This window comes from Corynebacterium crudilactis (genome assembly GCF_001643015.1).
GTDB lineage: Bacteria > Actinomycetota > Actinomycetes > Mycobacteriales > Mycobacteriaceae > Corynebacterium > Corynebacterium crudilactis.
This window is the reverse complement of the sequence record NZ_CP015622.1, coordinates 481,773-504,142: the sequence shown is the minus strand read 5'-3', so window position 1 is coordinate 504,142 and position 22,370 is coordinate 481,773. Positions and strand designations below refer to the sequence as shown.

Annotated in this window: 21 protein-coding genes; 5 read left to right on the top strand and 16 right to left on the bottom strand. The window is 51.6% G+C overall.

Features of this window, described 5'->3' with window-relative positions; all coding sequences use genetic code 11:
- Positions 1–38: 38 nt before the first annotated feature.
- Positions 39–1,169 (top strand): o-succinylbenzoate--CoA ligase, encoded by a 1,131-nt coding sequence (gene menE, locus ccrud_RS02360; protein WP_066564329.1) that lies wholly within the window; start codon positions 39–41, stop codon positions 1,167–1,169.
- On the opposite strand, the gene ccrud_RS02355 is transcribed toward menE, so the two are convergent.
- Complete coding sequence (locus tag ccrud_RS02355; RefSeq protein WP_066564326.1) at positions 1,166–2,032, bottom strand: glycosyltransferase; 867 nt, start codon at positions 2,030–2,032, stop codon at positions 1,166–1,168. The genes menE and ccrud_RS02355 overlap by 4 nt on opposite strands.
- A gap of 179 nt (positions 2,033–2,211) precedes the next feature.
- On the opposite strand from ccrud_RS02355, the gene ccrud_RS02350 reads away from it, so the two are divergent.
- Both ccrud_RS02350 and ccrud_RS02345 read left to right on the top strand, forming a co-directional pair.
- Positions 2,212–3,108, top strand: a complete 897-nt coding sequence (locus ccrud_RS02350) for a 1,4-dihydroxy-2-naphthoate polyprenyltransferase (protein ID WP_066564323.1) — start codon at positions 2,212–2,214, stop codon at positions 3,106–3,108.
- A 205-nt stretch (positions 3,109–3,313) separates the two neighbouring features.
- Positions 3,314–3,808 carry a nuclear transport factor 2 family protein gene (locus tag ccrud_RS02345; protein WP_066564319.1) on the top strand — a complete coding sequence of 165 codons (495 nt, stop codon included), beginning with the start codon at positions 3,314–3,316 and terminating at the stop codon, positions 3,806–3,808.
- A 75-nt stretch (positions 3,809–3,883) separates the two neighbouring features.
- Here the strand turns inward: ccrud_RS02345 and ccrud_RS02340 are convergent, their stop codons facing one another.
- On the bottom strand, positions 3,884–4,219 hold the full coding sequence (locus tag ccrud_RS02340) for a DUF4229 domain-containing protein (protein WP_082868777.1): 336 nt from the start codon (positions 4,217–4,219) through the stop codon (positions 3,884–3,886).
- 94 nt (positions 4,220–4,313) lie between these two features.
- Here ccrud_RS02340 and ccrud_RS02335 point away from each other — a divergent pair, with 94 nt between their 5' ends.
- Both ccrud_RS02335 and ccrud_RS02330 read left to right on the top strand, forming a co-directional pair.
- The gene (locus ccrud_RS02335; RefSeq protein ID WP_066564315.1) at positions 4,314–4,613 is read left to right on the top strand and encodes a hypothetical protein; all 300 of its coding nucleotides are present in this window, start codon (positions 4,314–4,316) and stop codon (positions 4,611–4,613) included.
- Positions 4,614–4,686: 73 nt separating this feature from the next.
- The gene (locus ccrud_RS02330) at positions 4,687–5,052 is read left to right on the top strand and encodes an ArsR/SmtB family transcription factor (protein ID WP_066564313.1); all 366 of its coding nucleotides are present in this window, start codon (positions 4,687–4,689) and stop codon (positions 5,050–5,052) included.
- Positions 5,053–5,343: 291 nt separating this feature from the next.
- On the opposite strand, the gene ccrud_RS02325 is transcribed toward ccrud_RS02330, so the two are convergent.
- From ccrud_RS02325 to ccrud_RS02260, 14 genes are all read right to left on the bottom strand, one after another.
- Positions 5,344–5,802, bottom strand: a complete 459-nt coding sequence (locus ccrud_RS02325; protein WP_066564311.1) for a RidA family protein — start codon at positions 5,800–5,802, stop codon at positions 5,344–5,346.
- A gap of 16 nt (positions 5,803–5,818) precedes the next feature.
- A complete protein-coding gene (locus tag ccrud_RS15500) occupies positions 5,819–7,465 on the bottom strand; it encodes an aminopeptidase P family protein (RefSeq protein WP_066564309.1) in 1,647 nt (548 codons plus the stop codon).
- 32 nt (positions 7,466–7,497) lie between these two features.
- Entirely contained in the window at positions 7,498–8,277 is a 780-nt protein-coding gene (locus tag ccrud_RS02315; protein WP_066564307.1) for an ABC transporter ATP-binding protein, read from the bottom strand.
- A gap of 7 nt (positions 8,278–8,284) precedes the next feature.
- Positions 8,285–9,322 carry an ABC transporter substrate-binding protein gene (locus ccrud_RS02310; RefSeq protein ID WP_066564306.1) on the bottom strand — a complete coding sequence of 346 codons (1,038 nt, stop codon included), beginning with the start codon at positions 9,320–9,322 and terminating at the stop codon, positions 8,285–8,287.
- Between the two features lie 32 nt (positions 9,323–9,354).
- Positions 9,355–10,200, bottom strand: a complete 846-nt coding sequence (locus ccrud_RS02305) for an ABC transporter permease (protein ID WP_066564303.1) — start codon at positions 10,198–10,200, stop codon at positions 9,355–9,357.
- Positions 10,201–10,851: 651 nt separating this feature from the next.
- On the bottom strand, positions 10,852–11,850 hold the full coding sequence (ccsB, locus tag ccrud_RS02300) for a c-type cytochrome biogenesis protein CcsB (RefSeq protein WP_066569416.1): 999 nt from the start codon (positions 11,848–11,850) through the stop codon (positions 10,852–10,854).
- Between the two features lie 91 nt (positions 11,851–11,941).
- Positions 11,942–13,573, bottom strand: a complete 1,632-nt coding sequence (locus tag ccrud_RS02295) for a cytochrome c biogenesis protein ResB (RefSeq protein ID WP_066564300.1) — start codon at positions 13,571–13,573, stop codon at positions 11,942–11,944.
- Positions 13,574–13,615: 42 nt separating this feature from the next.
- On the bottom strand, positions 13,616–14,422 hold the full coding sequence (locus ccrud_RS02290) for a cytochrome c biogenesis CcdA family protein (RefSeq protein WP_066564297.1): 807 nt from the start codon (positions 14,420–14,422) through the stop codon (positions 13,616–13,618).
- A complete protein-coding gene (locus ccrud_RS02285; RefSeq protein ID WP_066564296.1) occupies positions 14,423–15,046 on the bottom strand; it encodes a TlpA family protein disulfide reductase in 624 nt (207 codons plus the stop codon).
- 6 nt (positions 15,047–15,052) lie between these two features.
- Positions 15,053–15,661, bottom strand: a complete 609-nt coding sequence (locus ccrud_RS02280) for a histidine phosphatase family protein (RefSeq protein ID WP_066564294.1) — start codon at positions 15,659–15,661, stop codon at positions 15,053–15,055.
- The gene (gene hemL / locus ccrud_RS02275) at positions 15,658–16,971 is read right to left on the bottom strand and encodes a glutamate-1-semialdehyde 2,1-aminomutase (RefSeq protein WP_066564292.1); all 1,314 of its coding nucleotides are present in this window, start codon (positions 16,969–16,971) and stop codon (positions 15,658–15,660) included. Before hemL ends, ccrud_RS02280 begins: the two co-directional genes overlap by 4 nt.
- A 98-nt stretch (positions 16,972–17,069) precedes the next feature.
- Positions 17,070–18,428 carry a protoporphyrinogen oxidase gene (locus tag ccrud_RS02270; RefSeq protein ID WP_066564290.1) on the bottom strand — a complete coding sequence of 453 codons (1,359 nt, stop codon included), beginning with the start codon at positions 18,426–18,428 and terminating at the stop codon, positions 17,070–17,072.
- 14 nt (positions 18,429–18,442) lie between these two features.
- Complete coding sequence (gene hemE, locus ccrud_RS02265) at positions 18,443–19,519, bottom strand: uroporphyrinogen decarboxylase (protein WP_066564287.1); 1,077 nt, start codon at positions 19,517–19,519, stop codon at positions 18,443–18,445.
- A 170-nt stretch (positions 19,520–19,689) separates the two neighbouring features.
- Entirely contained in the window at positions 19,690–22,329 is a 2,640-nt protein-coding gene (locus ccrud_RS02260) for a heavy metal translocating P-type ATPase (RefSeq protein WP_066564281.1), read from the bottom strand.
- Positions 22,330–22,370 lie beyond the last annotated feature (41 nt).

Here is a 22,370-nt window from a genome sequence, read left to right as displayed (position 1 = left end):
CTTAGTTTCCGCGACTCACGACACTAGAATCTCGGAATATGAATACCCGTGTCCTCGAAGCATTGCCCGTCGATCTAGCTAATCCCACTGCGATTCTAAACGACCTCGAGGATGCTATCTCCGGGAAGAAAACACTTCTCCCCATTCCTGCACAAGATAAAGAACGCGCACAATTATTGCGTGATTCCCAAAGCATTGGCCGTCCTATCGATCCTTCGATCGCCCTGGTGATGGCCACCTCTGGTTCTACTGGCACACCCAAGGGCGCGCAGCTCACACCCCTCAACTTAGTAAGCTCTGCCGATGCCACCCATCGTTTCCTCGGCGGCGAGGGCCAATGGTTGCTTGCCATGCCCGCCCACCATATTGCTGGCATGCAAGTACTCATCCGCAGTCTCATCGCCGGAGTGGAACCCCTGGCCATCGATCTCCGCAATGGCTTTAATATCGAAGACTTTGCACACGCCTCCGCCGAGCTAAAAACCACCGGCGACCGCGTCTACACCTCCCTCACTCCGATGCAGCTGCTCAAAGCCATGGATACCTTGCCAGGCATTGAAGCCTTAACGCTTTTCGACGCCATCCTCGTCGGTGGCGCAGCCTTATCCAAACAGGCCCTCGAGGCAGCAAAAAACCTCAACATCAACATTGTCACCACGTATGGTTCCTCAGAAACTTCGGGAGGCTGTGTCTACAACGGCAAACCTCTCCCCGGCGCGAAAGTCCGCATTACTGATGAACGCATTGAATTGGGTGGACCAATGATTGCTCAAGGTTATAGAAACGCTCCTGAGCACCCCGATTTTGCCCACGAAGGCTGGTTCACCACATCCGATGCGGGTCAGCTCCACAACGATATTCTCACCGTAACTGGACGAGTTGATGCCATCATCGATTCTGGTGGACTCAAGCTTCATCCTGAAGTATTAGAGCGTGCCATCGCAGACATTAAAGGTGTCACCGCAGCGTGTGTGGTCGGTATTCCTGATCCCCGATTGGGCCAAGCAATTGTTGCCGCCTATTCCGGGTCGATCAGTCCTTCTGAAGTAATTGAAGGATTAGATGAGCTGCCCCGTTGGCAGCTTCCCAAGCGGTTGAAGCACTTGGATTCACTACCCAGCATTGGTCCTGGAAAAGCGGATAGGCGCGCTATCCAAAAACTGTTTTAATCTTCGTTATGGCTTGCTGCCACAAGTTTTGCCACGTCTTCATCGGTATAAACTTTGGCAATTTGTTCATCATTGCCACCCATCAGGGTATTGCCCACAACAAGGGCGCCCACCTGGGTGGTAGGGACCACGGCAAAGTGGCGCGGCTGCGCATATACCTGGCGAATAGGGTGATCAGAACGCAGTGCGCAGGCATGAAGCCACACATCATCGGCGCGCTTACATGTTTCTAAGAAAACATCGCCTTGTTGGATAACATAATCAATAAAAGTCACGGGATACAGCACTCCCGAGACACCTGTGGCAAAGTGCAGGAAGGACGCTTTAGAGGTATCTGCTGCACTCCATTTCACATATGGCAGCATCTGGCCGTCGCGAAGCTCAATGCGGTGCGCGCGATAAGCGACCACCGCGTCCATGCGTAAATCACCAATAAACAGCAGGCGCTGGAGGAACCATTCCGGGTAAATCATGTCATCATCCACGGTGGCCACACGCGCACCAGTGCCCTGAAGCAAGCGGAATTGGTTCCAATATTTAGTGTGCGGGCCATAAAAACCATCGCTGCAACGCACTTGCAAACCTCTATTAACCAAGCGCTTTAAGGTTGCCGGCCATGGTGCATCAAAATCTGGCTTATCCAACCACAACACAATGGGTGCCTTAAGATGCCCACGCGCAATTGATTCGATGGTGAAATGGACATGGTTTATTCTTTTTCCATGGGTGGTCAAAGAAATCACCACATCGCCGGTCTCAGGTATCCGAGACCTGGCAACTCGATTTCGCACAGCCAATGGCAGCATGCGCAAAAGAGTAAGAAAAATGCTGGCGATCTGTCGAACCGCATAACCAACCCACATAAACTACTGCGACTCCTCCTCGATCGACTTTGGAATTTCTTAGCTTATTTCACAATAGCGTTTAAGCAAGATGTTGAAGCTAGACGCAGAGCCGCAGCAAAGCTGGAACAAAGCCGCTCAGTCCTTCTTCGCTTATTGTAATTGCACTATCGAGTACCGCATGGGGAAAGATAGAGAGCATGTCTCACACCGAACCTCATCCGGCTTCTGCAACTTTGTCCGATTGGTTTCAAGGCGCCCGCCCACACACCTGGGCGAATGCTTTTGCCCCGGTCATTGCAGGTTCTGGTGTCGCCGCTTTCCATGATGGTTTCATCTGGTGGAAAGCCCTGCTGGCACTTGTTGTTGCGTGGGCTCTAATCATCGGCGTGAATTTTGCCAATGATTACTCTGATGGAATCCGTGGCACCGACGAGGATCGTACGGGTCCCCTTCGACTCACTGGCTCTGGCCTTGTTGCTCCGAAAAAAGTAAAAGCTGCGGCATTTATCGCCTTCGGCGTGGCCGGAATCGCTGGCACTGCTCTGAGCGTGCTCAGTGCATGGTGGCTCATTCTGATCGGCATCATCTGTGTTCTTGGCGCATGGTTTTATACCGGTGGAAAAAATCCTTATGGATACCGCGGACTGGGCGAAATCGCAGTATTTATCTTCTTCGGCCTGGTTGCAGTCATGGGCACCCAATTCACTCAAACTGGCTTCATCAGCTGGGTAGGCCTTGCCGCTGCAGTCGGCGTGGGCTCCATGTCGGCAGGTGTGAACTTGGCCAACAATATTCGCGATATCCCCACCGACCGCGAAGCTGGAAAAATTACGCTTGCTGTTCGCCTGGGCGATAATGGCGCACGCACGCTGTTCCTCGCCCTTGTCTCCACACCTTTCATCATGTCCATTGTTCTAGCTTTTGCTGCGTGGCCTGTGCTTGTGGCGCTCATCGTGCTGCCTTTGGCCCTCATGGCTGCAAAACCTATTCGCAACAAGGCGACCGGCAAGGATCTGATTCCGGTTATCGGCGCCACGGGACGCGCCATGGCACTCTGGGCTGTGCTCACCGGCTTGGCGCTGGCGTTTAGCTAAAACGCTTCTCGACGCACCCCTCCTAGTGTCGACACTATTTGCATTTTTACCTGACAGGCGTCCACCTATTAACAATCATAGTGATCACGGTCATAAACATTTACCTGCCGTTACCTTCAACACTTTGAGAGCCTCTGGCGAATTTAACAGCTGCGCTCAAATGGCCGGACGCCGTCTAACCACAAACATGCAAAAGGGAACTGCCATGTACCAACGTTTCACCCCTGAAGAAGTCGCCGATCGACTAGAAATCTACGACTTGTTCGCTCGCTACATTCATGCAGCCGATAGCCATGACATCGATGCCATGGACGAAGTTTTCCTTGAAGATACCGTATTCGACTGGACTGATTCCGGTGGCGATCGAGACTTGTGGAAAGATGCCAAACAGGGTGACTTCATTACAGGAAAGACCTTTGAGTTCATCTTCCACATGTGCGGCAATCTCAAGATCGTCTTCGGCCCCGATGGCAATACCGCTGTAGTGGACTCTAAGACAATCCACCCCACCGGATTGCGCGGACGGGACGGCGAACCACGACTCTCCCAAGTCCATGGCGGATATACCGACCAACTTCGTCGCACCGATCATGGCTGGCGAATCGTAGAACGACGCTGGAACGACGCCTGGGTAGTCGGCGGATTACATGAAGTCAATGGCATCCCCGCAATGCTTCAAGAAGCAGGCGTTCTCGATTAAAACAAAAAATAGGGCGGTCTACTACCTCTTATAGCAGGTAATCGACCACCCTATTTCAGCGTTAAGAAAGCAAACCTAGCGGTCCGCCAACTCGCTCCGCACCCATTCCTTATGGGCTTTACGCTGAGCATCCCATTGGGCCACAGCCCAGGTTGCATTCACACGCTGCTTATTAAACACCAGCATGGACAGTGGGAATGCTACGATCAACGCCAACATTGCAGACATCACCACTGGAACTGGCGCATTAATCAATTGAGCCAGACCATGAATAACAAGTGTCAGCACAACAAAAAGCGCCAGCCGAGCCAGGCCATAAATCAGTACATTTTTCCGGGCAGCTTTTTGTAATTCCAAGTTCAATTCTGGTGCTTGGGGATGCTGTGCATTTGGGGTATTGGACTCACTCACCCTTTCCACCCTACTCAATACCCACTGATACCCAAGAATGCTGAGAAGTTCCGTATTGTGGGAGGTCGAAGCAAAGATTAGAGGAGAGATTCAAGTGGGTAGGCTTTTGCTGATTATTTTGGTTATCGTCGCAATTGTCTTGCTGTGGAAGGCCTTCAAGCCATCCACATGGAAGAGCAATGCAGGACTCAATAAGGGTCAAGCACGTCGTGCAGTTAAAGGGCCCGACGATGATGAAGAATTCTTGTGGAATATTGAGAAAAATCGCTTCAAACGCCGCCGCGCAGAAGAAGCTGCACAATTAGAAGAGGAAGAACGCCTCAAACGTGCACGTGAGCGTTACGCAAAGCCACAAGAACCAGAAGAAGGTACTGAGGAAGCCACAGAGGCGTAAATGTATATGGGGTGTGATGTGCGCACACCCCCAAACGATTTACTTAGGCTTGGCATACCTATATATTGAGTGAATGACCTTCGCCCTCACCCCAAGCGCCGATCAGCGCTTTGCGCCTCTAAAATCTGTACCCAGCACGATCACGGATACAGCAAAAGAGGCCAGTGGCTTTTACAAAGCCCTCGGCGATGCCACACGTTTAGAAATTTTATACCTCGTCTTCACCACAAAAACCTCGCGAGTAAGCGCAAATGCACTGGCACACGCTTTAGACATTTCCGCCCCCACGGTAACCCACCATATGAAAAAGCTCATCGCGGCAAAATTGATCACTCGCGAACAATGTGGGAAATGGGCGTATTTCAGCATCCACCCTGTACATGCAGACACTGTAGCTGCAATTTTCACCCAGTCAGATTCCCACAAAAAGAGTATTTGATCCGTACCAGGGACTGCCACCCACCAGACCGGTCCCACGTGTCAAGATTCCGGGCTTTTAAACAAGTCTTGGCGCGCCTGACCGGTTTATAGCGGTCGATACCAGGCAGGAATGACAGAATTTCTTAATTTTCTAAGATCCTGCCATCTCTGACCTGTTGACTAAAAACCTCACCCGCGCCCCAGAAAAAGGGACCTCCCAAAATCGCATTTAAGCGCCCTGCAGAGCATCGTTTATGCAAACACTTATTCTAAAAATGTGGAGCTAGAAACAGACACAGCGGCCTTAGCTTTAGGAAATGGCCACAACCGCATCTAACTCCACCAACGCCCCTTGGGGAAGAGTGTGCGTAGGCAGTGCCGTTCGAGCATGTTTTCCAGCTTCACCGAGCACCTTCTCCAAAAGTCGAGAGGCACCATCCGCAACACGTGGTTGTTCCACAAAATCAGCTGCGCTGTTCACCCACACATTCAATTTGAGAATACTTGCAACATTCTCCAGCCCAATGGCTTGCTCAATTCTGGCCAGCAAATTGATCGTGGCTACTTCTGCTGCATGAATGCCTTCTTCCACAGATGCATCTGCACCGACGCGTCCTGTCACAATATCGCCTGCAGCTGTCCGAGAAATCTGCCCCGAAACATATAACGTATTGCCTTGGCGGTGAAAAGGAACATAAGAGTACTGCGGTGCAGGAAGATCAGGAAGCTCAATTCCTAAGCTTTTTAGATTCGCTGAAATATCAGTCATAATTCCGGATTCCCCTTTAGCGCTGGCTCAAGATGTAAGTTTTGTCTTCGCCGATGTACCACAAGTCTTCTGTGCCAATCGCGACGCCGTTGTAACGCCATGGAATTTCCGCAGCGCCATAAGAACCATGGCGGAGAACGTGATCGTAGCCCGGACGAAGTTCGTTGGCGAATGATTCTTGTTTACCCATGAGGTGTCCAACATTGCGCTTTCGGTAGATGGTGTTGAAATCTACATCGGCATTCAGCATTCCGATATCAATCATGCGCGGCAATTGTGGTGCTAGATAATCCAGCGTTGCTTCATGTACATCTGCACAAATAGTTCCTGGTCGAAGTTGTGAAATGATGCCTTCGCGAACTACTTGGAAGAAATACTCATAGGCTTCACGTCCAGCGGCAGTACGTGGCAAAGAGCGCGCCATATCTGAGGTGCCCAGCACTACGCCATTCTTTTTCACTGCCACTCCGGCATCAAGTTGGATGCATCGGGTTTCTGAGTTGATGGGGAAATCTACCGGTGGTCCAGGAAATAGCATGCGGTTGGAGGAATGCAGGTTGGTGAAATATGGCTCTACATCAAAAGTGAACTGCAGGGCGTAATCTTCCAATTCTTCCAAGTAGCGGGCGTAGATATCAAGCTCAGTGAACTCTTCTCCACGCTCTAAACGGTTATTGGTCCACTCCAGGGTGTTTTCCATGATGGTAACGCTGGTGCGTGAGGCAATAATTTGAAAAGGGAGATCTTCAGAATCTCGCACATCGCGCCAATTGCTGAGCTCAGTTTGAAGAGGAACAATCTCGCCTTCTGTCAGGCTCAAGGCCACCGCAGTGCCGAGATATTCTTCTTCCACACCGACTGTTTTATCTTCTCCGATAAGTTCCCTGACAGCTTCAGAGATGGACGCGAAGGAATCTACAGCTTCTGTTCCTTCAGGAGCTGGGGTTCCCTGAGGCAGGAAAAGGAATGCTGTTTGCGTTGCGGCATCCCACAACACAGACGCACCTTCAGTAGCTGCAATTCCTGTAATTTCAGAGAAATTCGGTGGCGATGCAACATAGATTGCAGACAGCGCATGCCGAGAAGCAATATCTTGAAGAAGCTCAAATCTGCTGTCGTTGCCTACCTGGTCAAGCTCTTTTTCCAGTCCCTCCAAATGCGCGATACCCCGGATAAGCTTCTTGGCTTCTTCCACGCCGGCACGACGCCAGTCCGAAAATCGCTTTTCGACGATTCCCTGATCCAGTTTCACCACATCGATCGCATGTGGGGCTGCTGATTCCACAGAAACCTGAACCTGGTCTTGCGCCGCCAAATAGTGTGCATATGCGATATCGGGTGCGAAACAGACGGGGTTTTCGTCGGCAAGCTCTTTAATTAGTTCTTGCACAGAACTGGCGGCTTCGACGCCTTCCAAAGGGGCGTCATCGATGGTTACCCACGGTGCGTAGAAACGGATCTTATTGCGTGGCACACCGCTGGAGAAGATGTTGCCCTGTTCTTGCTGACGCACCAGCAGGATCGGATCTTGGTCTTTAACGGTTGCGATAATTGGTGCCACGAGCGGGTGAGAATCAAGACGGATGGCAGAAAAGAGGAGACTCTTTTGCGCATCAAGGTTAAAAAGTTCTTGCAAACGAGCTGGGCTGGAAGTTAAATGCATGGAGAAATACCTTTCAAAATTTGTGATTATGGTTAGCTGATACCTGCGGTGACGCCAATGAAAGATTCGATCTCTGCAACATAGTCAGAGAAAACTTCCGAGAAGCGGTGTTCCTTGGCTCGCGGGCGTGGAATATCAATCTTGATATCTGCCACGATGTGGCCTGGGCGATCGCCAACGATGATGACGCGATCGCCAAGCCATACCGCCTCAGAAATACTGTGGGTAACAAAAAGCACGCTGCACTTTTCACGCATCCAGATCTTTTGTATTTCAAAGTTCATGGAGTCACGGGTCATCGCATCCAGTGCGCCAAATGGCTCATCCATCAGAAGCAACTGCGGGTTAGAAACAAGGGCGCGGCAAATCGCGACACGCTGCTGCATACCGCCACTGAGCTCATAGGAATAACGGGTTTCTTTTCCTTTAAGTCCAGCCATCTCAAGCAGCTGATATGCACGATCTAATGATTCTTTCGAGCGGGTTCCACGAAATTCTAGTGGCAACAGCACATTGTTGAGATTGTTTCTCCACGGCAACAGCACTGGCGCTTGAAACACCATGGCGATATCTTCCACCTGCTCCGCAATGGGCTTTCCGTTGACGAGGACTTCACCATGAGTTGCTTGCTGAAGTCCGGAAATTGTCTTGAGCAGTGTAGTTTTGCCACTTCCAGACTGTCCAACGATGGACACAAATTCTCCGGGCTGTACATCAAAATCCACACCTTCGAGAACCTTGTTTTCGGCCCCATCTCGAGAGTGAAAAGTAACTCCGACATTTTTTACTGAAATTGCACTGGTATTAGACATGATTTACCTACTTCTTCTGAGATGGCGCTGCGATCACAGTGCCTTTATTGATGGGGGTGATGAACTCATTGGTATAAACCTGATCCGGGGTAATCGATACTGAAGGATCCATGCCGAGGTATTCCTGAGCAACATCGATCATTTCCTGTACACCTTCATCGCTCATGGTGCCGAAAGGATCGGTTGTAGTGTCGCTTTGCCAATTCAAAGCGCACTGTTCCTCCAAGGCAAGGAGGATGGTTGATTCTTCATAGCCCTGGACTTCTGCGTTGAAGTCTTTATACGTTTTCTCTGGGTTTTCACATGCCCAGAGGAAACCCTTTTGTAAAGCACGATTGAATTTCTCGAGCTTCTCCGGTTCTTTTTCAATGGTCTCGTTAGACACCACCATGCCGTTGCCATAAAGGGAGATTCCAATATCTGCCCAGTTCAACACCACTGGTTCAATTCCTAATGCCGCCAATGCGGGAGCATCAGAAACTGCGAGAGCGAGGTTTGCATCCCATTGATGTGCCAGCAGACCCGGAATTTTTGATTCACTCGAAGCATGCACAACGTTGATATCCCCTTCGGCATATCCCAGTTGATTCAGTGCATATGGCCACATGGAGACCATTGCTCCAGCGCCTTCAGTGGCAACAGTTTTACCCTTGAGATCATCCCAACTTTCAATGCCGCTTTCTTTATCTGCAACAGCTGCATAAGAAGAACGTGCTTGTAGAAGATTTACTTGACGAACCTGCGCTCCCCTACCCTGGTTCATCACGGTGACACCGAAGTCTGCAAAGCCCGCAAAAACTCGACCGGTTTCGACAGATGTCACGGTATTGTTAGATCCGGAGCCGGGCATAAGTGATACATCCAGTCCTTCTTCTTCGAAGAACCCCTCTGCTACGGCTGCAAAAAATGGCGCATGCTTGGGGAGATATCCCACGTCCATCATGATGTCGACGGAGTCTCCATTGGAAGCGGAAGAACAGGAACTAACCAGTGGGATCGCGATGGCGAGCGCTGCTGTCATCGCGGCAATCTTTTTCTTGTTCATTACTTGTCCTTGTGACTTGTGAAAATGGTGGATTATTTTGCGTAGGTTTTCCACGGCACAAGTCGCTTAGCCGCGAGATCAACTGCGTAAAACAGTGTGAGAGAAATAGACGCCAGCACGATGAAGGCTGCGAACATGCTTGCCAGATCAACCTGGCTATTAGCCAGCAGAATGACATATCCAAGGCCCTTAGAGCCTGAAATAAACTCACCGACCACAGCACCGCCGACTGCGAGTGAAATGGAGATCTTCATGCCAGAGAAAATGGATGGCACAGCGTAAATGAACTCAATTTTGGTGAGTCGCTGCCAGGTGTTCGCCCGGTTAATGCGAGCGAGTTCTTTCAGCTCATGCGGAACTGAGGACAGTCCGTCAAAAGTATTGATAACCAGCGGGAAGAAGGCAATTGCCATGGCAACGAAAACCTTGGATTCGAAACCGAATCCGAACCACACAATAAACAGTGGAGCCAGCGCTACCTTTGGAATCGTATCGATTGCCACAAGTGCTGGATACAGGAAAGTACGTACCGCTGGGAAATAATGAAGAGCAGCTCCGCAAAGCACACCAAGTGCTGTGCCCAGAACAAATCCGGCGAGTGCTTCCTGCAGAGTCACCCATGCATTAGAGGCAAAATATCCTGGACGGTTGAAAAGTTCCGCAAAAGCAGCGCTTGGGCCAACCAAGAGGAAGCGCGGCGGATTGGTAATCAGGACAATGAGTTCCCAAATGACAAAAAGTCCTGCAATACCAATTACTGCTTTGATAGCTGTTACGAGCGTATTTCGTGGGATGAGTGGTTTCTTAGGCATAGGTGTGGATCCAGTACTCGTTTGTCCTCTGAGTTCAGCAGGAGGCCGAAGTTCCGATGTGGTCATGATGCAGATCTCCTCGATGGAAAGTGATGTGATTAAAAGGGCTTTCTGATTGCGATATGGATCACGTTACAGAGCATCTTTAATGCACGTCCAACACCTTTTCCGCATTCCTTAATACCCAATGTGCATGACTCTAATTTTTAGGACCACTTAGGTATTGCCGCTAGATTTTGGGCATGAAAAGTTGGAATCTTTCCCCCACACATGCACAGTTTTATGCTGCTACAAGCAGTCCAAGGGCCGCCCTCTACCAAAACCAAACGACAGTGCCCACGGGCCCTCAAAACAAGCTTCGTGGGCATATGTGACCGGTTTCAAGCACGGAAAACCAAACGACAGTGCCCACGGAACAAGAAATCTTGCTCCGTGGGCACTGTCGTTTGGCGGTACTAAAACAGGGCCTAAAAAGTGCCCTCTCAAAATCGATTCTCAGGCACTGAGTGCTTGTCCCCCAGACAAACACTCATTCAAGGAATCTGAGCGCTTAAATCGCCGTTAGTTCAGTCCCGCATAAGAGTGCAGACTATCTCTCTCAGGACTCCGACCTCGCAAAGCGAATAGTCGATGGAGTCCTCGGAGATAGGGGAAATTAGGGGGAAATCACAAACCAAAGCTGGTAGTAATCACACACTAAAATCCCATAACCAGCTGTTAGTTCAGTCCCGCATAAGAGTGCAGACCAGAGACCACCATGTTGATGAAGAAGAGGTTAAAGATCATGGTGATCAGCGCCAAGATGTTAATCCAGGCTGCGTTGGTATTGCGCCAACCAGCGGTCGCACGTGCGTGGAGGTAACCAGCGTAGAGAACCCAGGTGATGAAAGAAACGGTTTCTTTAGGGTCCCAACCCCAGAAACGACCCCATGCTGCTTCGGCCCAAATTGCGCCCAAGATAATGCCCAAACCAAAGAGTGGCACGGTCCAGATTGCGGTCTTGTAGGCAAGGTTATCCAGGGTTTTTCCGGATGGGAGTGGTTTTGCCACTGCACCGAAGAAGCCCTTTTCTTTACCCTTTGGATGCCACATGCGCAGCAAGTACAGCAGGGATGCAATACCGGAGACCATACCGATGGATGCGCCGATCGATACTGAAGAGACGTGGATTGGGAACCAGAAAGACTGCAGTGCAGGAACAACAGGTGCGGAATCAGAATAAAGTTCAGTGCCACCGTAGAACAGCAGCGCAAGCATTGGGGTAAGAATCCATGGCCATATGACGCGGAACTGTGGTCGCTGCAGGATGAGCACTGCACCGATTATCGCGAAGAGGGAGACCATCAAGATGTATTCATAAAGGTTGCCAAATGGGAAACGGCTGGCAGAGAGCGCACGCATCACCACAGAAACCAGGTGCACGGTAACGCCAAGCCACATGAGGGATTGAGTCATGTTGGCGAGTTTGCGGGCGGAGCTTTCACGCTGGATTAAGGTGTCATCCGGAAGCACACCATCAGCAAAATCTGAGGGCAGCTCAGTGCTACCTCCAGCACCGACGAGCTCGTTAACGCGGGCATGCTCGCGGCGGGCGTCGATAATGCCTTGTTGTTTTACGTAGTAGACAAGCGACAGGATCAGTGCCAGAACGTAGATAATATATGCCGATACGAAGGCAGTGTCTGAAAACTGCGCATACGTTTGGTTGACGGGCATCATGGATTTATCCAACCTTATTCTTTAGAAGTGCTCAATTGTGGGGATATCAGGCTCCTTGTGGGGATAAGGAGCCTTTTAAACTGCGGGTTTAGTCTCGATCGTCATCATCGAAATATTCTTCGTCTTCATCTTCCTCCTTCAGCCCCAGCAGCTGGCGGTGGAATTTCTCGTATTCGCCGCCCCAGCCAGCGCGGTCGGTGCGTGCCAGACCACCGGTTTCAATTCGGGTGGTGCCATCATCCTGTGGGTAGAGGCGCACCCAAATGCGGCGGCGTCGAATCATCAGGGAGCCAACTAAGGAGACCAGGGAGATGACGGTGGTGACCAGCACCCAGTTCTGAGTTGGATCGCGGCTGATCTGGTAGTTGGCAAATTCGGATGCACCATCGAAGGTGACGGTGGTGCCATCATCGAGGGTCACGGTATCTCCGATTTCCAGGTTCACGCGCTCAATCTTTTGCAGCACGCCACTGTGCATCAAGGAGGAGTCCAAGCTGAACAGGGACTGGCCGATGCCGGTATCCAAACCGTTGTCGCCGCGGTAGATATCAATAGCTACTGCTGGGTCGCGCATCGCTGGATAAGCAGAGGTGAGAAGCTCACCGTTCTCGCCCTCCCACTGCGCAGTTGGTGCGAAAAGCCCCTGAATTGCGAGCTGGTTTTGGCGACGCTCAAACAGATCCGGATACATGCCTGCTGGTGGATCAAAACGCACCACACCGGAGGATAGGAAGAAGGTCGGATCATCAGGGCGCCACTGCACGGTCTGGGTACGGGATTCACCATTGGGCCAATTCACCGTAAAGGTTGGAGCAAAGCCGTGGCCCTGCAGGTAGACGCGGTCGCCTTCAATACGCAGCGGGTGGTTCACGCGGAGTTCGTAGTCTTCCCAAGTTTCTGGGTCGTTTTGAATATCCTCGCCCATAGCATAGGAAATATTAGAGCGGAACATTTCTGCCTGACCATTAGGCAAATAGTCCGCGGAAAAATCATGCGCTTCGAAGCAGAAGGTGGTCAAGCCTGTGCCATCAAAGTTGGCGCCGGCGCGGAAAGAGTCATAGTTGGCTGTGGCGGTATTACAAAAAACAGAGTTCTGTTCATTTTGTTCGCCGTCAGTCACCACGATGACGTGGCCTTCATAATAAAACAGTCGACCAAGTCCAGCCGTGACAATCATGCCCACGATACCGAGGTGAAACACCAGGTTGAAAAACTCGCGGATGTAGCCTTTTTCCGCCGAAAATGACCGTACGCCTGCACGGTCTTCCTTCGCGGAATACTCCGTGATTTTCCAGCCTTTGAGGAGTTTCCGGACGTCTTTTTCTACTTCTTCTTCACGCTTTTCGACGATCCCCTCGCCGTTGTGGCTCAGGCGTGCCAAGTTCCTCGGCGCCCGCACCACAGGTGCGCGCATTGCTTTGTAGTGCTCCAAGGTACGAGGCAAAATACAGCCAACCAAAGAGATCAGCAGCAGCATATAAATGGCGGTGAACCACGTGGAGGAGAAGACATCAAACAGCTGAATCTTGTCGTAGAATTCCGCTAATTTGCCATTGTTTTCAATGTATTCAATAACGTTGGACTCATTGAGGGAACGCTGCGGCAGCAACGCGCCTGGAATCGCTGCGATCGCCAACAAAAACAGCAAGGCCAGTGCTGTGCGCATACTGGTGAGCCAGTGCCACGCTTTCTTTGCGTACAGCTTGACGGTTTTGAGCATTGTCGTGCCGATTCTCTTCCTACGTAAATTCTAAAAAATTGTCTAAAGCAGTGTTGCGCCGTATTCCACGGTCCATTGGCGCACCCAGTTGATAAAAATCGCCCAAGAGCCAGAGAGCAACGCTACTCCGACCAAGATCAAAAGCACACCGCCGATGATTTGTAGCTTCCGCGAATGCTTACGCAACCAGTCCGCGCCGGTTAGGGCTTTGCTTGACCCAAGCGCAATCAACAAAAAGGGCAGGCCCAAACCTAAGCAATAACCAATAATCAAAATCACTCCGCGAGCAGCAGTCATGCCTTCGGTACCTGCGGAAATAGAAATAATGGCAGCCAGTGTGGGTCCTAGACAAGGCGTCCATCCCAAGGCGAAAATGCCACCGAGAAGTGGTGCACCCAACCAAGTGGTCCAGCGTTTAGGAGCCATGCGGGTATCGCGCTGTAATCCGGGGATGAATCCCATAAACACAATGCCCATGAGAATGGTCACCACACCGCCAACGCGCATAAGCGTATCTGCATTGAGTGTGAGCAGGCTGATGGCGCCGAACACGCTGACGGTAGCCAGCACGAACACCACAGTAAAGCCCAAAATAAACATCAATGCTGCAGCGCCCACTGCAAAACGCTTGGTTTTTACTTTGGCACCTTGTTGGCTGTACTCCACTTCCCCACCGACAACGCCGGCGAGGTAGGAAATATAGCCCGGAACCAAAGGCACCACGCATGGGCTGGCAAAAGACACCAAGCCTGCAAGAGCTGCGGCAAGAATGCCTAAGAACAATGGACCAGAGGCTGCGACATCGGCAAATTGCTGGCCGATGCTTTGGGCAACCACAAACTCAGACATTTAGGCCTCATCTACCAATGGCAACGCGACATCCAAAATGTCTTTAGAAGTAACTTCGCGCAAGAACACAGCAGCTGGTCGGTGCTGTTTATCCAGCACGATGGTGGTTGGAATGACCGATGCTGGAACACCACCAAGCTGTGCTGCAGTCATGAAAGGAGGATCATAAATGCTTGGGTAATCAAGGCCATTGTCTGTGACAAAGTCTTGGGCGATCTCGCGTGAATAGTCACGGACGTTCACGCCAAGCACAGTACCGCCAGGGGTCTCGCCGTTACCGGCAGCTTGGAGTTCTTCATGGATTACTTGAAGATCATCTGATTCGGAACGACATGGTGCACACCACTGACCCCAGGCATTGAGCACCACAACTTGGTTCTCAAAATCGGACAGTTGAATCTCTGTGCCCTCATTCATGAGGGAATCTCCACCAATATTGGGGAGCTGTTGACGATCGGCCTCGTCGTAGAAGATCTCCATTTTTCCATCCGGAGAGTGAAATTGGAAGGTTCCTCCGACTGCGACAGCATCAGTACCAGCGGTACTGTCGCTGCCGCAGGCCACTAGCGCAAATCCACTGAGTGTAACGCAGCCGATTGTTGCTGCTAGCTTGGTCAAACGCACGGTTGATCAAATCTCCTGAGCTGGTTCGTTGTAGTGGACGCCCACAATTTGGTCATCTTGGAATACCAAAGATGTCACTGAGGCGAGATCGCATTGACGCAGTGCTGGGTTATGGGACAGGCTTTGTCCGCGAGCATGGCGTTGTACGCACACAATCGGCAACTGGTGAGTCACCAAAATTGCTTCGTGGCCTTCTGCAGCCACTCGTGCACGCTCGACTGCTGCCATCACGCGTTCCAAGATGTCGGTGTAATGCTCGCCCCAGCTTGGCAGCGTGGGGTTGTACATCAATGGCCACCGCACCGGGTTCCACAACTGGGAACGCAGACCCTTGGTGCGCAGACCTTCAAAGCGGTTGCCGGCCTCTAAAAGATCCTCATCGGTGATTAGCTCTAGGCCAGTGACCTTGAGAAAAGGTTCCGAGGTTTCCTGCACACGCTGCAATGGAGAGGCCGCGATATAGGTGACATCATGGCCTTCAAAAGACGCTGCGGTGCGGGCAGCCTGGCTGCGTCCACGGGAAGAGAGTTGGTAACCAGGAATACGTCCGTACAGGATTTTTTCCGGATTGTGGACTTCACCGTGGCGAACTAGGTGGACAATGGTTTGTGTCATGATGCCTTCGCTTCTGCTGCTGCGCGTGCTGCAGGTTTAAGTGCTTGTTCGATCTTGGAAAAATCATCGTCCGTCAATGCGGAAGAAACAAACCAGGTTTCAAAAACGCTTGGTGGCGCATAAATGCCGTTGTCTAGCAACGCATGGAAAAACGGCGCGAAGCGGAAGGTATCTGCTGCCTTCATATCGCTGAAGTTGTGGCCTTCGCCCTCTGCAAAACGAATAGAGAGCATGTTGGATGCACGCTGAATATGGTGTGCAACGCCTTCGTGGCTTAATGCTTCAGAGATCAACGCATGGAGGCGATCTGCGTTGGCGTTGATGGTGTCGTAGAGGGATTCGTCGGCAAGCTTTAGCGATGCCCGACCAGCTGCGACCGCAACCGGGTTGCCGGACAGCGTGCCTGCTTGGTAAACCGGCCCCTGTGGGGCCAGCATGTTCATGATTTCCGCCTTGCCGCCAAACGCAGCAGCAGGCAGACCGCCGGATACAACCTTGCCGAAAGTGACCAGGTCAGCGGTGACCTTGTCCACACCGAACCAGCCACGGTAGGAGGTGCGGAAACCAGTCATGACCTCATCGAGGATCAGCAACGCGCCATCTGCGTGGGCGATCGCCAGGAGCTTATCGTTGAAATTATTTAGCGGTGCAACGGTACCCATGTTTCCGCCAGCAGCTTCTGCGATGATGCACGCAATCTGGCCTGGGTACTGCGCAAATGCATTACGTACAGCTTCGATGTCGTTATAAGGCACAACGATGGTGTCAGAAGTCTGCGCACCAGTAATACCTGGGGAATCAGGCAGCGCAAACGTAGCCACACCGGATCCAGCAGAAGCCAGCAGCGCATCCACATGGCCGTGGTAGCAACCCTCAAACTTCAAAATCTTGGAACGCTGCGTATATCCACGCGCCAAACGAACCGCCGACATGGTGGCTTCAGTTCCAGAGTTCACCAAACGGACCTCTTCCACAGAGGTGCGCTTGATAATATCCTGTGCCAGCTCAACCTCACCGATGGTGGGAGCACCGAAGGACAGGCCATCAACAACGGCCTTTTGTACAGCTTCTACAACCGCTGGGTGTGCATGGCCCATGAGCATAGGACCCCAGGAGCACACCAAATCAACGTATTCATTTCCGTCCACATCGATCAGGGTGGAACCGTGAGCCTTTTCAATGAATCGGGCTTGTCCACCCACTGAACCGAAAGCGCGAACAGGGGAATTCACACCACCAGGGGTGAGCTTCTGTGCCTTTTCAAACCACTCTGCGGATCGAGCCGTATTGGACGATGTCATGTGCGTCATTGTATTAATTCAATCTGTGAAGCCAATCCAGCGCATTGACAGTCGAACTTTACAAACTCTCAGACTGGATTGGGAAGGTCAATGGTATTTCTTAAGGGTTATCCCAGCAGCCTGTGTACTGCTGCCTGGGCATCTGCGATAACAGCAGGGACGCCTACTCCCCCGGCCCATGCGCCAATTGCTTCCACGCCTGGCACACGTGCGATCTCTGCACGAGCCGCGGCGACGGTAGCAATGTGATCAACTCCATATACAGGGAGCCCACCGAACCAGCGCTGCACAAAGATTTCACCAAGTCCGGCGGCGCGACCGTCGAAACCGGTGATGGTGAGCAGATCGTCGAGGGCGGCGTCGACAAGCAAATCCTCGTCCATGCGTGACGACGCCTCATCGCCCAACCTTCCGAACGACGCGCGTACAAGCGCACCTCCGCGGCTCGCCAGGTGCGGCCACTTCTTGGATGAGAAGGTAAACGCCTTCGCCGTGATGCCTGGCTCGTTGACAGCAACGAGCACACCGGAGTTGTCCGGCAAACCTTCTGCTGAATCAAAACGCATGCCAACAACAGCGGAAGACGCCAACTTAATAGCGCGCAAATGAGGTGCGGCATCTGGAGTGAGATCACGCAACAACACTGCTGCGGTCGGTGCCGGAACCGCCAAAATAACCTTGTCGTAGATGCCTTCGCCACCGCCCTTGATGGCAAAGCCCTCGCCAGATTTCGTGATGGCAGAAACAAAACTATCCAGGTGAATATCTGCACCGCATTGCTCAGCCAACGCTTCATACAGTTCCGCATAGCCACCCTTGAAGGTCTGGAACACAGGACGAGTTTCCGAGCTTGACTTGGTAGCTGCGCGCTGTGCTTCCACTGCCTTGACAGCAGCAGACAACGTCACAGACTCACCAGCTTCAGCCAACTGATCCAATGCAGCAGCCAAAGCCGGCACCGAAGCACGCAGACCCAAATCATCCGCAGTAGAGGAATACACGCCTCCCAACAAAGAAGACACCACGGTATCCACGATCTGATCGCCATACTGACGGCGCACCAACGCGCCGACAGAAATATCTTGACCAGGGATCCACTCAAAAGGAGCGTCTGCTGGGAATTCTGGGGCATCTGGTGCTGCTGCAGGAATGCCCATCACGCCGCCAGCTGGGAAAGCATGCAACTGGCCACCAGCGAAATACTGCGACTTCGCCTCCGTGGACGGACTCACTAAAGAATCCGCCAATCCCAACTCAGTGAAAAAATCCACTGCATCAAAACGGGCAGCGAGAAACGCTTCCGCACCAATATCTGTTGGGCCAGAAGCAAACGGCACCGTAAATAGCTTTCCGCCAATGCGTTCGCCCGCTTCCAAAACATCGATGTGGGCAGTGGGGTCAGCTTTGTGAATCTCATAAGCAGCAGTCAGACCTGCAAGGCCCGCACCGATGATGGCAAAACGCATGAAACTTCCTTAACTTAAGAATGGATAATGGAAACGGCTTCAGTAATATCTTCCGCCACCGTATTTGGCAGCACTCCATGTCCAAGATTGAAAATATGCCCAGTGGCATGACCTGCATCAATAGCAGTTTGAGCCTCTGCCTTGATGCGCTCAATTTCCTTGGTCAATGGTGCACGACCTGCAAACAATAACGCAGGATCGAGGTTACCTTGCAATACCTTCGGACCAGATACCGCAGCGATACGTTCCGCAGCCTTATCCAGTGGAACGCGCCAATCCACGCCCATAATCTCAGAGCCAGCCTTACTCATCGCACCAAGAATCTCACCGGTACCCACACCAAAGTGAATACGTGGCAGCTGGTACTGCTCAATTTCATCCAAAATCTGAGTGGAATACGGCAACACGAACTCGGTGTAATCGCGCTCAGTGAGGAAACCAGCCCAAGAATCAAACAACTGCATAGCATCAATACCAGCGTTGATCTGAGACTTTAAAGAATTCACAATCGTTGGAACCAAACGCTCCATCAATGCGTGCCATGTCTGTGGCTCACCATGCATCATTGCTTTGGTCTTCTCATGGTTCTTCGAAGGACCACCCTCAACCAAGTAGCTAGCCAAAGTAAACGGAGCGCCCGCGAAACCAATCAAAGTCTGGGAATCAGACAGCTCATCCAAAATGATACGAATGCCCTCTTCGATTTCAGGAACATTTCCTTCCAAAATTGGAAGGTTGTCCACATCCTGGCGGCTACGCACAGGAGAATCTAGAACAGGTCCACGTCCTGGAACGATTTCTACCCCAACACCAGCAGCACGCAACGGAACCACAATGTCAGAGAACAAAATCGCAGCATCTACGTCATGGCGGCGCACAGGCTGCAAAGTGATCTCTGCAAGAAGCTCCGGCATGAAGCAAGAATCCAACATGCTGATGCCTTCACGAACCTTTTTGTACTCAGGCAAAGACCTACCAGCCTGGCGCATAAACCACACCGGGGTCCGAGTGGGAGTCTTGCCATTAGCGGCATCAAGAATAGGAGCATCAACCAGCGTGCGGCGTGCAGCTGGAATATTAAATGTGGTCATGGGCTCAATCTTGCCCCATTTGCCTCAATTTGGAAAAAGAAGCCACACCTAAATAAGGAATTTAAATCAATAAAAGGATTGATATAGAGCTGGCTGCTCTGAGGAATCCTTAGAACTCCTTTCGTGCTCTTCGGGGTTTTTGGAGTCTTTTGTGCCCTTTTTAGAGCTCTTTAGAACCGTCGAGCTCTTCCCGAGCGCCATTCAATCAACAACGAAGAAGCCAACATAGCCACTGTTGCGGCCATGGGGTGCAACAAACCAGAAATGGCGAACACCATAGCCACACCGTTGTATATCCAGGCCAGAGCAATATTTCCGTTGACTAACCTGGCATAACGCCTTGCCAATCTAAACAGCACCGGCACGCTCATCACTGCTTCACGTAGCACCACGACATCTGCTGCCGGGTCATCGGCATCATCGCGGAGTTCAGAGGGGCGATCCACACCCATCAAAATTCCTACATCCGCGACTTTCAAACAATCTAGAACAGAGCCATCACCAATCATCGCCACCGTGGAACCACGGGTGTGCACTGCGCGGACGACCTGGGATTTCTTGCCCGGCGCGATGCCTGCCAAGACGTGGGTGATGCCTAAGCTATCTGCGTATCGACGTGCCACTGGGTAGGTATCTCGCGATAGCATCATGGTTTCGATGCCTTGCTCCTCAATGGCCAGGATGGCATCTGAGGCATCGGTGCGGACGTGATCGTTGAGTGTGATGACACCACGATCTTTGCCTTTCCACCGTACGATTAATGGTGCGCCACCGGAGGTGGCTGCTGCTACCAAGCGTGGGCTTAGGTGTTCCCGGACTTCCGTCATGGATCGTGGGCGCCATAGTGTGGCTTCCACAGAACGCATAACTTTCTCACCAGTTGGTTTTATTATTGGCAGTTCTACTGTTGCGAGGAAGGAGCCTTCCTCGGTGATTTCCACATTTCCGACTTCAATCCAGTGTGGGACATCGTCGCCGCCTGCTCCTGAGTCTCTTGCTTCGCGGGAGGCTTTCACGAGTGCTTTTGAAATGGCGTGCTGTGATTCCATTGCTAATGCGCCGGCTACGCGCAGCACTAATTCGGGGTCTTCGCCTTTGTCGGCGGTGACGGTTTCTACTGTCATTTCACCATCGGTCAAGGTTCCGCCACGGTTGAATACTGTCGTATCCACGTCATCAAGCATGCGGAAGATCTCTCCAGAGCGCACCAATACTCCATGCCTAGCTGCTGCTTCGATGGAGTTCCTCGTGGCCAATGGAGCAGATAACGCCAACGCCACTGGGGCTACACACGCCAATACTGCCAGGGCAGTAGTAAATGCCGCGTTAATATTTCCAGAGATCAATGCCCACAGGCAGAAATCTACCACTGCTAAGGAAAAAGTAATCGGAACTAAGTTTCCTGCAGAACGAATGGCTGCCCTATTGTGGCGGTTTTCCCGAAACGTGGCTTCCTTGACCCACCGGTGTACAGCGGCAATGCGAGTGCGGTGTCCAGTCCTAACCACGCGGACTTTTAACTCTGCATCAATATTGACGCTGCCGGCGAAAACTCTGTCATTTACTTTAACCACACGTGGGTCTTGGCCCATGATAATACTCGCGGCAATCTTGGAACCACCACCAATAACAGTGCCATCTACAGGAATCATCGTGTTCGGTGGCACTTTGACATCATCATTAACGCGCACTTCTTGTACTGGAATATTTAGTTCCTCCACAACACGCGTCATCCGGTGCTTGCGCACCACTGTCACAGTGCGCAACGGGTTAATCTGCAGACGCGCCAACTCCGCCAGCAAACTAGATTGGCTTCTCCGTCTAGTGAGCAACCTTCCGGCCAGCAACAACACCGTGATGCCACAAGCTACATCAAAATAAATCTCATTCTGCGTCAAGGTGCCGTGATCAAAAGCAAACCATGAAGGATAGGAACGCCAGGATTTATTACCTGGGCTTTCAAATAACAACATGGCTATCGACCACAAATATGCTGCTGCAATAGCAATCGAACTTGTGGCATCAAGCGCAGAAATTCCACGACGAATCCCGCCGGCTGCGGCACGGTGAAAAGGCCACGCACCCCACACCACCACTGGAATAGAAAGCGCCGCAGACAGCCACTGCCAATAATCAAATTGCACTGCTGGATAAAGAGACAATCCCAACACGATGAGAGCAAAAGGCAATGACACCCACAAACGCATCGGAGTGATCAATGCGCGGGCAGTAAATAACACATCCCCGGACATTGGATCTTCTTGTTGTGCGCTGCTGTGGTGTTTGCGTTTAATCCAACCACTTTCCCGAGCACGCACTGCATGAATCATTTCTTCACGGTTGTGCCGACGCACACGCGGAGAAATCCGTTTGGCTGACATCCGTGATCTATACCGATCGATGCGAGCTTCCCTGCTCACTTCAGCGCTTATTTGCTGATGTCTACGCAGTAATGAGGAATTGGACAGCTGTGCTCTGATGCCAAACTCGGCAAAGGTCTCAATGAGAGTATCCGGATGCACTCTGTCAGTGGCGGTAATCCAGGCAGTTTGAGAAGGGTAAATAAGATCGGCTGATACGCCAGGTATCTCTTCTAAAGCTTTTTCCAAAGCTATCAATGAAGGAGCACTATCTAGCCCTTCCAGCTCAAAGGCTAAAGAGACTTTAATATCAGAGCTGACATCTTCCTCTTCGTCGCTCTCAATAAGTCGAGTCAACCCGATGCCTGCTTGCAACGCTGCTGTTTTGGCGTCAGTAATAGCGGTGTCTACGGCTTTGTCCACCGATGAAGACTCCGACGATGCGCTCACGATAAACCTTCTTGGGTTGTTCTGTGGACCGTTTTAAAAAA

Excerpts from the sequence above, each read along its gene's own strand:
- menE (WP_066564329.1), top strand. The coding sequence starts at position 39 with ATGAATACCCGTGTCCTCGAAGCATTGCCCGTCGATCTAGCTAATCCC.
- ccrud_RS02355 (WP_066564326.1), bottom strand. The coding sequence starts at position 2,032 with ATGTGGGTTGGTTATGCGGTTCGACAGATCGCCAGCATTTTTCTTACT.
- ccrud_RS02350 (WP_066564323.1), top strand. The coding sequence starts at position 2,212 with ATGTCTCACACCGAACCTCATCCGGCTTCTGCAACTTTGTCCGATTGG.
- ccrud_RS02345 (WP_066564319.1), top strand. The coding sequence starts at position 3,314 with ATGTACCAACGTTTCACCCCTGAAGAAGTCGCCGATCGACTAGAAATC.
- ccrud_RS02330 (WP_066564313.1), top strand. The coding sequence starts at position 4,687 with ATGACCTTCGCCCTCACCCCAAGCGCCGATCAGCGCTTTGCGCCTCTA.
- ccrud_RS02325 (WP_066564311.1), bottom strand. The coding sequence starts at position 5,802 with ATGACTGATATTTCAGCGAATCTAAAAAGCTTAGGAATTGAGCTTCCT.
- ccrud_RS15500 (WP_066564309.1), bottom strand. The coding sequence starts at position 7,465 with ATGCATTTAACTTCCAGCCCAGCTCGTTTGCAAGAACTTTTTAACCTT.
- ccrud_RS02315 (WP_066564307.1), bottom strand. The coding sequence starts at position 8,277 with ATGTCTAATACCAGTGCAATTTCAGTAAAAAATGTCGGAGTTACTTTT.
- ccrud_RS02310 (WP_066564306.1), bottom strand. The coding sequence starts at position 9,322 with ATGAACAAGAAAAAGATTGCCGCGATGACAGCAGCGCTCGCCATCGCG.
- ccrud_RS02305 (WP_066564303.1), bottom strand. The coding sequence starts at position 10,200 with ATGACCACATCGGAACTTCGGCCTCCTGCTGAACTCAGAGGACAAACG.
- ccsB (WP_066569416.1), bottom strand. The coding sequence starts at position 11,850 with ATGCCCGTCAACCAAACGTATGCGCAGTTTTCAGACACTGCCTTCGTA.
- ccrud_RS02295 (WP_066564300.1), bottom strand. The coding sequence starts at position 13,573 with ATGCTCAAAACCGTCAAGCTGTACGCAAAGAAAGCGTGGCACTGGCTC.
- ccrud_RS02290 (WP_066564297.1), bottom strand. The coding sequence starts at position 14,422 with ATGTCTGAGTTTGTGGTTGCCCAAAGCATCGGCCAGCAATTTGCCGAT.
- ccrud_RS02280 (WP_066564294.1), bottom strand. The coding sequence starts at position 15,661 with ATGACACAAACCATTGTCCACCTAGTTCGCCACGGTGAAGTCCACAAT.
- hemL (WP_066564292.1), bottom strand. The coding sequence starts at position 16,971 with ATGACGCACATGACATCGTCCAATACGGCTCGATCCGCAGAGTGGTTT.
- ccrud_RS02270 (WP_066564290.1), bottom strand. The coding sequence starts at position 18,428 with ATGCGTTTTGCCATCATCGGTGCGGGCCTTGCAGGTCTGACTGCTGCT.
- hemE (WP_066564287.1), bottom strand. The coding sequence starts at position 19,519 with ATGACCACATTTAATATTCCAGCTGCACGCCGCACGCTGGTTGATGCT.